Raw genomic sequence first — 12,657 nt, 5'->3', positions numbered from 1 at the left:
ATACGTCTATTTAGTAATTATAGAGCTAATATTCAATTGATTAATTTCCTATTTTGGAGTTGTAATTAATTGAATTTGAATAGACAACCTCTCCTTATTTTAGCCATATGCTTTATTCTTGGGATCTTTTTTCAGGACAAAATCTTGTTGGAGAAAAATGCAGTGTATGGAGTAGGTTTCATTAGTCTCAGTATCTTAATCTCAATATTTTTTCAATCTTATTTTTTACATAAGGTCAGAGCTATTTTGCTAGGATTGCTATTTTTTGGAATAGGTATCATAATTCATTTTTCTAATACTTTTTCCACCCCAGTGGAAGTGCCTGTAAAAAAGAAAGAAACAGTTACTTTTAAAATTTCCCAAAAATTAAATTCTACAGAAAAATATCGAAAATATGAGGGGGAAGTACAAACAGGATCTATGAACTTTAACGCTGTACTTTATCTTCCAAAAGATAGTAAGGAATTGGATTTTACACATTATTATAAATCAGAAGCCTATATCACGAAGCCCAAGCCTCCACAATATGATTTTCAGTTTGATTATGCTCGTTATTTGAAAAGAAAAAACATTGAATATCAGATCTATTTTTCAAAGGAAATACTTTCTGTAGAACGAAAGGATATGAGTTTTACAGATCATATAAAACAACATAGGCTCGATGTTTTGAGGGAAATTGATAAAGCAGAAATGTCCGGAAAGACCAGAGAGTTTTTAAAAGGAATTATTCTGGCAGACAGAACGGAAATGGATGCAAATACAGTACAGGACTTCAACAGATCAGGATTAGTACATTTTTTGGCTATTTCAGGAACTCATATCGTTGTCATCTTCGGGATCTTTTACTTTCTGATAGTTCGGTTTACCCCTTTACAGTTCAGAAAATATGCTGTTATAGTAAGCTTGGGATTCATTTGGTTGTTTGCTGCTTTCATTGGCTTTGGAAATTCAGTGTTGAGGTCCTGTATCATGCTGAGTGTTTATTTTATCTTTGTATTGCTTCAGAGAAAACCAGATTTGCTTCATTCTTTGGCGTTATCTGTATTTGTGATTCTGATTTTGGATACCCAGCAGCTTTTTGATGTCGGATTTCAACTTAGCTTTGCTGCAGTGCTGGGAATATTTTGGTTAAATCAGCCGCTGCTAAAATATTTTCCGAGACAAGATCATTATTTGAAAAAACTGTTTTTTAATACAATCACAATATCTATTTCTGCACAGTTGGCGACGCTACCTTTGGTTTTGTATTATTTTCATCAGTTTTCCTTTGTTTCCATCATTGCTAACTTTATCATAGTTCCTTTTTCGGAAGTAATTATTGTCTTCTCATTTCTGATGACAACTCTTGTTACCCTTGGAATTAATTTTATATTTATTGATAAAGTGTACGACTTTATTATTCAGATTTTATTGAGGGGGATTCACTGGTTTGCGGAGGTAGATTTATTATTTATTAAAAATATTCCGATGAATCTTATCGAAGTATTGACTGTATTAGTGATCGTATATTTGCTAAGACCAATGATTTTAAAATTTAATTTTAAAAATAGCATGAAATTGACAATGGCTGGTTTGCTCTTTTTCATGATAAGAACGGGATCTGATATTTTTGAAAATCAAAAAGAAGAAATACTGCTGCATACCTTTAATAAAAGTAAAATTGTTTCTCTAAAAAAGGGAAATAAAGTCTGTTTTTGGATTCCGTATATGACAGACCAGGAAAAGGTTTCACGGTTTATTGTTGCTCCTTATTGCTCCTCAAGAAGAATAGATCATTTTGAAATAAAAATAATTCCTCCGGCGGCTCAAAAAATAGTTTTCAGAGATCATATCTACGAAATAAAATAAGATTTTCTCTTTTTTTTATTTTCCTTTATTTTATAATATGCTACGATCTTATTTAGAAAGATTACAAACTGCCTAATTGTGAGATTTCTCACTTTTCGATATTGTTAACATTTCTTAATTTTGTGGGAAATTCAAATTTAAACTTATATGGCAGGTTTAACGAGTTCTACGATAGGTAGAAAATACGCTATGGCATTATCAGCTATGTTTTTGCTGATTTTTCTTATACTGCATTTGACAACCAATTTGTTATCAGTCCTGAACAGGGATGCTTTCAATACAGCATCTGACTTCATGGGCTATAATCCTTTTGTGCAGTTCTTAATGCAGCCTATTCTTGGTTTTGCAGTAATTTTCCATTTCGCGATGGGATTTGTACTGGAGATTAAGAATAATAAAGCACGTCCGGTAAAGTATGCATCCAACAATGCTTCTGTGAATTCTTCATGGATGTCTAGAAATATGATTATTTCTGGAGCTGTTGTGCTAGCTTTCTTGGCGCTTCACTTATATGATTTCTGGCTACATGAAATCACTTACAAGTATGTTGATGGTACAGCTCCTGATGCAGAACGTTTCTGGCCGGAGCTTCATGAGAAGTTTGCTGATCTTTGGAGAGTGGCTTTATATGTGATCTCTTTTGTATTATTGGGATTACACCTGGCTCACGGATTCCAGTCTTCATTCCAGTCAATTGGAGCAAGACATCCAAAGTATACACCGGTAATTAAGGCTTTTGGGAAATGGTATTCAATCCTTATTCCTGCAGGATTTATCATCGTTGCAGTTTTTCATTTTGTAACTCAATAATATCAATATACTAGTATGAGTAAGTTAGATTCAAGAATTCCAGCGGGTCCTCTAAAGGATAAATGGAAAAATCATAAAGACCATATGAACCTTGTTGCACCAAACAACAGAGATAAGATTGATATTATTGTTGTTGGTACAGGTTTAGCAGGTGGTTCTGCTGCTGCAACTTTAGCAGAGCAGGGATATAATGTAAAAGCATTTTGCTACCAAGATTCTCCAAGAAGAGCGCACTCTATTGCGGCTCAAGGAGGTATTAACGCAGCTAAAAATTATCAGGGAGACGGTGACTCTACTTACAGATTGTTCTACGATACCATCAAAGGTGGTGACTATAGAGCAAGAGAGGCAAACGTTTACAGATTAGCTGAAGTTTCTGCAAATATTATCGACCAGTGTGTTTCTCAGGGAGTCCCTTTCGGGAGAGATTACGGCGGTCAGTTAGATAACCGTTCATTTGGTGGGGTTCAGGTAAAAAGAACTTTCTATGCTAAAGGACAAACAGGTCAGCAGTTATTATTAGGTGCATATTCTTCAATGAGCCGTCAGATCGGTAAAGGTAGAATCAAGATGTACAACCGTCACGAAATGTTAGACCTTGTAATTGTTGACGGAAAAGCAAGAGGAATCATCGCAAGAAACCTGGTAACAGGTGAAATCGAAAGACATTCTGCTCACGCTGTTGTTATTGCTTCTGGAGGTTACGGAAACGTATATTTCCTTTCTACAAATGCAATGGGTTCAAACGTTTCTGCGGCTTGGAAAATTCACAAAAAAGGAGCGTATTTCGCAAACCCTTGTTATGTACAGATTCACCCGACTTGTATTCCTGTTCACGGAACACAGCAGTCTAAATTAACCTTGATGTCTGAATCATTAAGAAACTCAGGAAGAATTTGGGTTCCTAAGAAAATTGAAGATTCAGTTGCGATCAGAGACGGTAAATTAAGACCTGAAAATATTAAAGAAGAAGATAGAGATTATTATTTAGAGAGAAGATATCCTGCATTCGGAAACTTGGTGCCTAGAGACGTTGCATCTAGAGCAGGTAAAGAAAGATGTGATGCTGGGTTCGGAATCGAAAATAATGAAACGAAAGAAGGTGTTTACTTAGATTTCTCTACAGAAATTATTAAAAAAGGTAAAGAAGCCGCTATCGAAAAACATATTCACAATCCTACAGATCAGCAGATCTATGATTTAGGAAAAGCTTGGATCGAGGAGAAATACGGTAACTTATTCGTAATGTACGAAAAGATTACTGCTGATGATCCTTATAAAACTCCAATGAAGATTTATCCTGCAGTTCACTATACAATGGGTGGTGTATGGGTTGATTATAACCTTCAGTCTACAATCCCGGGATGTTTCGTAATTGGTGAAGCTAATTTCTCTGATCACGGAGCAAACAGATTGGGAGCTTCTGCTTTGATGCAAGGCTTGGCAGACGGATATTTCGTACTTCCTTATACGATTGCAGATTACCTTTCAGCAGACATCAGAACAGGTGCAATTCCTACAAACTCTGCAGATTTTGATAAAGCTGAAAAAGAAATTAAAGATAAAGTAGATTTCTTCTTAAATAATAAAGGAACTTATTCAGTAGATCATTTCCATAAAAAATTAGGACACATCATGTGGAATAAGGTAGGAATGGGAAGAACTCCTGAAGGTTTGAAAGAAGCTATTGCTGAAATTGCTCAGGTGAAAAAAGAATTCTGGGCAGACGTGAAAGTTCCCGGTGATGCCGATGGAATGAACACTGAGCTTGAAAAAGCATTCAGAGTGGCAGATTTTATTGAGCTTGGACAATTGATGGCTATCGATGCTTTACACAGAAACGAATCTTGTGGTGGACACTTCAGAGAAGATCATGCTACTTCAGAAGGTGAGGCAGAAAGAGATGATGTTAACTTTAAATATGTTGGAGCTTGGGAATATCAAACAGATGATATCACAACAGAAGTTCTGCATAAAGAAGACTTGATCTACGAAAACATTGAAGTTAAAGCAAGAAGTTACAAATAATCTCCAACCTATAAAAAAATAATTATGAGTGCAAAAAAAGGCCTTCATCTTACCCTAAAAATTTGGAGACAAAAAAATAGCAAAACTAAAGGTCAGTTCGAGACCTACAAAATATCAGATGTTTCTACAGACTCTTCTTTCTTAGAAATGTTAGATATTTTGAACGAAAATATCATTAACGAAGGAAAGGAACCTATCGCTTTCGATCACGACTGTCGTGAAGGAATCTGCGGAATGTGTTCTCTTTACATCAATGGTAGAGCACACGGTCCAGATACAGGTATTACAACTTGTCAGCTTCACATGAGAATGTTCAAAGACGGTGAAACTATCGTTATTGAACCTTGGAGAAGTGCTGCTTTCCCAGTTATTAAAGACTTAATGGTAGACAGAAGTGCATTCGACAGAGTAATGGCTGCAGGAGGTTTTATTTCTGTAAACACTTCTGGTAATACGCTGGATGCAAATGCAATTCCGGTTCCTAAAGAAGATGCAGACAAAGCAATGGATGCTGCGGCTTGTATCGGATGTGGAGCTTGTGTAGCTACTTGTAAAAACGGATCTGCAATGTTATTCGTTGGAGCTAAGGTTTCTCAGTATGCTTTATTACCTCAGGGTAGAGTAGAAGCTAAGAGAAGAGTTCTAAACATGGTGAAAGCTATGGACGAAGAAGGATTTGGTAACTGTTCAAATACTGGTGCTTGTGAAATTGAATGCCCTAAAGGTATTTCTCTTGAAAACATCGCAAGAATGAACAGAGAATACATGGCTGCTCTTGTAGATCAAGGATAGAATTGATTCAAATAGATAAAAAAACGCCTTCATTTTGGAGGCGTTTTTTTTATGCAGGCTGTTTTGTTGTTAAAGTTTGTTAACTTATTGTCAGAACTTAGGTTTTCTTTATTTAATAAGTATATATTTGGAGGGTAGTTGGATTGTATTGAAAACATATATTTCAATTATCATTTTGCTGAAAAAAATGACAGATAAAGTAATTGAAATGTCCCTTTTAATCAGTAATAATAAAAATTTTAAAAAAAATAATTAGGGTAAATTATGAAGCCCTAAAAAGTGTATTTTTGTGTAATATTAAAAATTGAAATGAAAAAATATCTTTTATTGTTTATCATTGCGGTTTTCGTGATGTCTTGTTCAAAAAAAGTAGAAGTAAAAGGAAAAATTACCGGAAGCTCACCATTGGAAAGAATTGAGTTCGTTGAAGCTTCAGGAGTAGGAACCTTACCTTTAATTAATATAGGTTTAGATAAGGATGGTAACTTTTCAGGCAGCTTCGAAGCTCCCAAGGATGGAATGTATGTGATCAATTATGCAAACAAGCAGAATCTAATCTACCTTGAAGGAGGACAAAAAGTTAATATCTCAGGAAATGCAATGACTTTCCCGAATGAATATATCATTACCGGTGATGCTAAAAAGAACAACGACTTCCTTCAGGGGAATCAGAAGTTTTTAGCAGAATATGGTAACAAAGTTAATTTAGGACAATTAATGGCTGGTGATGAAAGTACATTCTTAAAAGGAATGCACAAAGTAGAAGCAGACATTAATAAAAATGTAGACGACCTTGCAAAGAAAAATAATCCAAACAAAAATCTTTTGGAATGGAAGAAAAATGATGTTAAGGTAACGATCCTAAACTTGCTTGCCAATTATGAAATGTCACATGGTCCAATGGCTGGAAACCCATCTTACAAAGCTTCTAAGGCTTTCAAGGATTATGAAGCGCAATTGGATAATAATAAAGAGGCAATGGTGAAGTCTATTCCACTTTACAGACAGTATTTGCTTGTAAAAATGACTCCTGACTTCCAAAAATATGCAGAAGCAAACAGTAAAGGAAAAACTGGAGTTACTACTTCGGAAATGTTTGCTCAATATTTAAAAACTAAAAACGATTTGCCGCAGATTGCAAAAGATTATCTTTTAGCATTTGTAATGGCTCAGTCAGATATTCACCCAACAACTCCGGGTACAAATATTGACAAAATCAAAAAAATTATTGATACTGATATTAAAGATGCTACCATTAAAGCTGACCTGTTGAAAATGCAGATGGCTATTACCGGACTTAAAATCGGTGAAGTAGCACCTGATGCTTCTTTAGTAAAACAAGATGGTAAAGGTTATAAACTTTCTGAAAACAAAGGAAAACCATACATGGTATTTTTCTATGCATCTTGGAACCCTTACATTGGTGAAGCTGCAGTACCTGTTTTGAAAGAAATTGTTAATTTCTACAAATCTAAAATGAACTTCGTATTTGTAAATGTAGATGATACAAAAGATCAGTTTACAAAAACTAGTAATTCTCTATTAAAAGGAGTTCAGGGAGTAAATGCTTATGCAGAAGGAGGAATGGAATCTGATATTGCTAAAAAATATGGTGTATACGGATTCAAGTTACCTTGTTTCGTAATCATTGATAAAGATGGTAAAATTGCAAGTAGATCTCTTGTAAACCTAGGAGAACCGGAATTGGTAACGATCTTGGATAAACTAACCGGTCTTTCAGCTCCAAAAGTAGATCCGAATATACAAATGCAGCAGCAATTACAAGTTGATCCGTCTATGCAACAACAAGCAAACCCACAGCCGGCTCAAACAAAATAATAAACTTTAACATAGTATAGAAACCTTATCTTCGGATAAGGTTTTTTTTATTGTATTTTTGCAAACGAAATTAGAACAGAAAGGTTTCAAAGTTTATTAGAAAAAATAGAAAATAGATGAAGTATAGAGTAGAAAGCTATCTTCGTCAAAAGAAATTGATATGAGAAAGAAGAAAGATGTAATTCTTGAAAATATAAAACTTTTTGCAGCAGGTGCAAAAGGTGTAGCTATCGGAAAAACTGAAGAAGGGAAAACTGTTCTGGTTTCCGGTGCGATTCCTGGAGACGTTGTAAATGCAAGAGTAAAAAAATCAAAGTCAAAATATTTTGAGGCTGAAGTAAAAGAAATCGTTGAGAAATCACCATTCAGAGTTGATCCAAAATGTGTTCACTTTGGAACTTGTGGTGGCTGCAAATGGCAGAATATGAGCTACGAAAAGCAGCTTGATTTTAAACAAGAAGAAGTTTACAATAATATTAAAAGAATTGGAGGAATTGAAGATTTTGAAACCGTTCCAATTTTAGGCGCTGAAGAACAATATTTCTATAGAAATAAAATGGAATTTTCTTTTTCTAATGCAAGATGGTTGACCCAATATGAAATCAGTTCTGAAGAAAACTTCGGAAGCAGAGATGCGCTTGGTTTCCATATTCCGGGAATGTGGAGCAAGATTTTAGATTTAAAAGAATGCTTCCTTCAGGAAGATCCGTCGAATGCAATTCGTTTGGCAGTTAAAAAATTTGCTGAGAATAAAGGGTTAGATTTCTTTGATGTGAGAGATCAGAAAGGTTTCCTGAGAACTTTAATGATGAGACAAAACTCTAAAGGAGAATGGATGGTTTTATTCCAACTTTACAGAGAAGAAAAAGAAAACCGCACTCAGCTTTTTGATTATTTGTTGGAGCAGTTCCCACAGATAAAAACGTTGGTGTATGCCATTAATCCTAAACAGAACGATTCTATTTATGATTTAAATATCAATGTGTATTTTGGAGAAGGTTACCTTATGGAAGAAATGGACGGGTTGAAATTTAAGATAGGACCAAAATCATTCTTCCAGACCAATTACAAACAAGCGTTGGAGCTATACAGAAAAACATTAGAGTTTGCTGACCTGAAAGGTGATGAAGTTGTTTACGATTTATATACAGGAACTGGAACGATTGCTCAATATGTTGCAAGAAATGCAAAACAAGTTATCGGAATCGAATCTGTGCAGGAGGCAATTGATGCAGCAATAGAACATGCTGAATTGAATGGTTTAACCAACACAACTTTCTATTGTGGAGATATGAAAAACGTCTTTAATGACGAGTTTTTAGAAAATCATCCAAAAGCAGATGTTTTGATTACCGACCCGCCAAGAGACGGAATGCACCAGAAAGTTGTAGAACAGATCTTAAAACTTTCCCCTGAAAAGGTAGTGTATGTAAGTTGCAATTCTGCTACACAGGCAAGAGATCTTGCCCTAATGAAAGATCATTATACCTTAGTAAAAATATTACCGGTAGATATGTTTCCACAAACTCATCACGTGGAAAACATTGCATTATTGATTAAAAAATAATTTAATTAAATTTGAATTCAAATTTTAGTATGAAGTATTTTAAATTTCTCATAATGTTCTGCTTAATGGGAATGCTTGTTTCCTGCGGTGGGGATGACGATATCTGTGAAAGTGGGGAAGGAACTCCCAGAATGAAAGTTGCTTTCAGAACACTATCAACTGGAAAGGAAATGACCGTGGATACACTGTATGTATCAGTAGACTATGGTTCAGGAAAGGTAGACTTGGGGAAACTTGCAAAAGTTGATTCCAGACTAATTCCTTTAAGGGTAGATGATTCACCTTATACAGATGTGTATTTTAAAACTCGAATCAAAGGAGCAGAATCCAAGGTGAGAGTTACATATACTACGAAGTCAATCTACGTATCTCCCGGATGTGGAGCCAAGAAAAACTATGAAAATTTAACTTCAGAATTAGTAACTTCGAATCCTGTTCAAAAAGTGGAAATCGGACAAAATCAAATAGAGAATGAAGACAAGACTAATCTTTACCTTTCTTTTTAGTTTATTTTCAGTAATAAGCTGGGCACAGGATAAAAAAAAGGAAGAAGTGAAAAAGGCTCATTGGAAGTATGAACCTAATTTTATGGTTGGACTTGATGTTTTGAATACCGGATTAGGATTTTTTTCAGACAGAAAGATGTATCAAGGATTCATTTCTTCAAAAATAAATGGGAATGTTCATGCAATAGCTGAGGCCGGATTTGAGAAGAATGTATACCAGAAAAATGGTTATGATGCTAAAGCAAATGGTCCTTTTGTAAAATTGGGAGCATTTTATATGCTGGCTAAAGATGCTGAAAATGAATTTAATGGATTCTATGTAGGAGGAAAAGTTGCCGGATCATTCTATAATCAGGAATATATGGCCATTCCTATTCGTGGATTTGGAGGGAGTAATTCTTCAGAATCCTTTCCAGCATCATCACAATCTTCCTTTTGGCTGGAAGGTACTTTAGGAGGACGAGTGCAATTGTTTGAGTCCAATTTTTATATTGACGTGAATCTTCAACCTCGCTATTTGGTATATACATCCAAGCAAGATGAAATTTCCCCAATGATTGTTCCTGGATTTGGAAGAAGTTCTTCAAAATTCAATATGGGCTTTGCATGGAATATTGCATACAAATTTTAGAAAAAAGATGATCAATTATCATATCAATAAACCCAGGAAATCTCCTGGGTTTATTGTTTTTTTACAATTATTATTTTTTAATAACCATGTACAGCTTTTCCAGTTCTTTTGGAGGAACCCCAGAATCAAAACTTGAAGAGATGTACGTCTTACCATCAGAAGTAATATAAACAGTTGCACTAAGTGCTCCATCTGAAAATCGGGCAGAAGTTGGAGATTTCAAATCTGATATTTTTGATAACTCAACCTGATTTGCTTGCTCAGTGATTTTTTTCCATTCACCAGAAGAGAGAGGAAAAGTAGTAACCTCCCCATTTAAGGATACAACTTTTGAATTGGGAGTGAATGTTATGAACTTTCTTGTTCCTCTTGTTTGTTCCTGTAATTCTATTTTTTCAATTTTCGATTTTTGAACATCAGATATTGAGATGTCTTTATTTATTTCTGCTTTTTGTTGAGAAGTACAACTAGTGCTTAGTAAGATTGAAAAAACGAGTATTGATAGTGATTGTGCTTTCATTTTTTTAAATTATATTGTATTTTTTATTATTTTTTTTATATCTATTATAAATTATATTGAAAACTGATATATTTGTAAAGTTAATAAAAATAAGAAATGCAAAAATCTACTACTTCAAAATCTCTCTTTTTATTGCCTTTATTATGTGCCGGTTTAATGAGTGCACAGAATATTAATGGAATAGGAAAGAAATTTGAATTTACTCAAAAAACTCCACAACAATTAGTTAAATCTCATGGTTTCGAAAAATGTGGTACTGTTGAATATGAAGAGTTTTTAAAAAGAAACTTTCATGGAAGAATGAGTACGGATCAATTTGAGGCTTGGATAAAGCCATTGGTTCAGAAAGCTAAAAATGAAAGATCTCAGAACGGAGGTATTGTTACCATTCCTGTGGTTGTTCATGTTATTCATGGCGGACAGCCCGTAGGTACCGCTCCCAACATTATAGATGAGCAGGTAATATCACAAATAACAGTGATGAATCAAGATTATCGTAAACTGGCTGGAACTCCTGGATTTAATACTAATGTTGTAGGTGCTGATGTACAGCTTCAGTTTGCATTGGCAAAAGTAGATCCAAATGGAAACCCTACGAACGGAATTGATAGAGTGAACTTTTGTGCACCAAGTTTTAATAAATTAACAATTGATACGACTATAAAACCAGAAACAATCTGGGACCCCACTCAGTATATGAATATGTGGAGTGTTGCATTTGCAGCTCCAAATGATAATTTACTGGGATATGCTCAGTTCCCTGATGGTTCAAATCTTCCTGGATTGGATCCACAAATGGGATATGGTATGACCGATGGAGTAGTGGCAAGTTATAATGCTTTTGGAAGCAGTGATTTAGGAAATAATTTTATATTGAATCCTTTTTATAATAAAGGGAGAACAATGACCCATGAAGTAGGACATTTTCTTGGTTTAAGACATATTTGGGGAGATGATGCATGTGGGGATGACTTCTGTGCGGATACACCTGTAGCCCATGAGGAGAATTATGAATGTTTAGAGATTGTAAGCTGTAATGATCCTGCGGTATTGGAAATGGTTCAGAATTATATGGACTATACCAATGATGCTTGTATGAATATCTTTACCATTAATCAGAAAGACAGAATTACTGCTGTAATGAACAATTCTCCTAGGAGAGCATCCTTAAAGACTTCCACTAAGGATCTTCCAATTCCATTATTTCCAAATGACGCGGAAGTTAAGCTGGAAAGAACATGTGCACCGATCGTTTGTGCAACTTCTCAGAATGTTCCGGTATCATTATTTAATAGAGGAACAGGTGCACTTACAGCTGCTACGATTAACTATACAATTAATGGTGTTGCACAAGCTCCTTTCACTTGGACTGGTAACCTAGCTCAGGATAAATCTCAACTACTTAGTCTTCCGGTAGCGACAGGGACTTTAGGTGGTCCAATGACTATCAATATTGCATCAGTAAATGGTGGAGCAGATCAAAGAGCTTCCAATAATACTGTTAGCTCAACTTATGTTGGCGCGCCAATAGCAGTGGGGGTTAATGTTGTATTTAACCTTCAGCTAGATAGATATGGATCAGAAACAAGTTGGGAACTGAAAAATAGTACAGGTACTGTGGTATATAGTGGTACTGGTTATGCAGATTCACCGGCTAACTCTCCATCGCTTCCTAATTTAATTACTTTAAACTGGGTATTAAACCCTGATGAATGTTATACGTTCACGATTTCTGATGAGTATGGAGATGGTATTTATCTAGAAGGTGGGTATTATAATATTAAAAATCAAGCAGGAACTACCTTAATTTCAGGCTCAAGCTATGGCTTTAATCAAAGTAAGTACATGAAAGCTCAGACTTTAGGGACAAGTGAGGTGAATAAAAAAGATAATAATTTTGGAATTTATCCAAACCCTGTAAATGATATCTTAAATATTACTAAGGTTTCTCATAAAGCAACCTTTGAAATCCATAACGCAGTTGGTCAAATTGTGAAAAAAGGATCAATTGATAATAATAAGGTTAATGTGGTAGAATTGTTAAAAGGAAATTATATTATCACCGTAAAAGATAATAATATTTCAGAGAGCTTTAAATTCATTAAAAAATAAGAAT

At 34.8% G+C, this 12,657-nt stretch carries 10 protein-coding genes; 9 read left to right on the top strand and 1 reads right to left on the bottom strand.

Annotation, left to right across the window (positions count from 1 at the left end; genetic code table 11):
* The first annotated feature begins 69 nt into the window (after positions 1-69).
* From C1638_RS15190 to C1638_RS15155, 8 genes are all read left to right on the top strand, one after another.
* Positions 70-1,848 carry a ComEC/Rec2 family competence protein gene (locus C1638_RS15190; RefSeq protein WP_109622315.1) on the top strand — a complete coding sequence of 593 codons (1,779 nt, stop codon included), beginning with the start codon at positions 70-72 and terminating at the stop codon, positions 1,846-1,848.
* Between the two features lie 147 nt (positions 1,849-1,995).
* On the top strand, positions 1,996-2,658 hold the full coding sequence (locus C1638_RS15185; RefSeq protein WP_076355016.1) for a succinate dehydrogenase cytochrome b subunit: 663 nt from the start codon (positions 1,996-1,998) through the stop codon (positions 2,656-2,658).
* A 15-nt stretch (positions 2,659-2,673) separates the two neighbouring features.
* The gene (locus tag C1638_RS15180; protein WP_109622314.1) at positions 2,674-4,686 is read left to right on the top strand and encodes a fumarate reductase/succinate dehydrogenase flavoprotein subunit; all 2,013 of its coding nucleotides are present in this window, start codon (positions 2,674-2,676) and stop codon (positions 4,684-4,686) included.
* A gap of 24 nt (positions 4,687-4,710) precedes the next feature.
* Positions 4,711-5,478 carry a succinate dehydrogenase/fumarate reductase iron-sulfur subunit gene (locus C1638_RS15175; RefSeq protein WP_109622312.1) on the top strand — a complete coding sequence of 256 codons (768 nt, stop codon included), beginning with the start codon at positions 4,711-4,713 and terminating at the stop codon, positions 5,476-5,478.
* 309 nt (positions 5,479-5,787) lie between these two features.
* Entirely contained in the window at positions 5,788-7,317 is a 1,530-nt protein-coding gene (locus C1638_RS15170) for a TlpA family protein disulfide reductase (RefSeq protein ID WP_109622310.1), read from the top strand.
* Positions 7,318-7,477: 160 nt separating this feature from the next.
* Complete coding sequence (gene rlmD / locus C1638_RS15165) at positions 7,478-8,884, top strand: 23S rRNA (uracil(1939)-C(5))-methyltransferase RlmD (protein WP_109622308.1); 1,407 nt, start codon at positions 7,478-7,480, stop codon at positions 8,882-8,884.
* Positions 8,885-8,913: 29 nt separating this feature from the next.
* The gene (locus C1638_RS15160) at positions 8,914-9,390 is read left to right on the top strand and encodes a DUF6452 family protein (RefSeq protein WP_109622306.1); all 477 of its coding nucleotides are present in this window, start codon (positions 8,914-8,916) and stop codon (positions 9,388-9,390) included.
* Complete coding sequence (locus C1638_RS15155; protein WP_109622304.1) at positions 9,356-10,021, top strand: DUF6048 family protein; 666 nt, start codon at positions 9,356-9,358, stop codon at positions 10,019-10,021. The genes C1638_RS15160 and C1638_RS15155 overlap by 35 nt, the downstream gene beginning before the upstream one ends.
* A gap of 70 nt (positions 10,022-10,091) precedes the next feature.
* On the opposite strand, the gene C1638_RS15150 is transcribed toward C1638_RS15155, so the two are convergent.
* On the bottom strand, positions 10,092-10,541 hold the full coding sequence (locus C1638_RS15150) for a hypothetical protein (RefSeq protein ID WP_109622302.1): 450 nt from the start codon (positions 10,539-10,541) through the stop codon (positions 10,092-10,094).
* A gap of 96 nt (positions 10,542-10,637) precedes the next feature.
* On the opposite strand from C1638_RS15150, the gene C1638_RS15145 reads away from it, so the two are divergent.
* Complete coding sequence (locus C1638_RS15145; RefSeq protein WP_109622300.1) at positions 10,638-12,653, top strand: M43 family zinc metalloprotease; 2,016 nt, start codon at positions 10,638-10,640, stop codon at positions 12,651-12,653.
* The last annotated feature ends 4 nt before the right edge of the window (positions 12,654-12,657 follow it).

It is taken from the genome of Chryseobacterium oncorhynchi (genome assembly GCF_002899895.1).
Classification (GTDB): domain Bacteria; phylum Bacteroidota; class Bacteroidia; order Flavobacteriales; family Weeksellaceae; genus Chryseobacterium; species Chryseobacterium oncorhynchi.
This window is presented reverse-complemented; position numbering and strand designations above follow the sequence as displayed.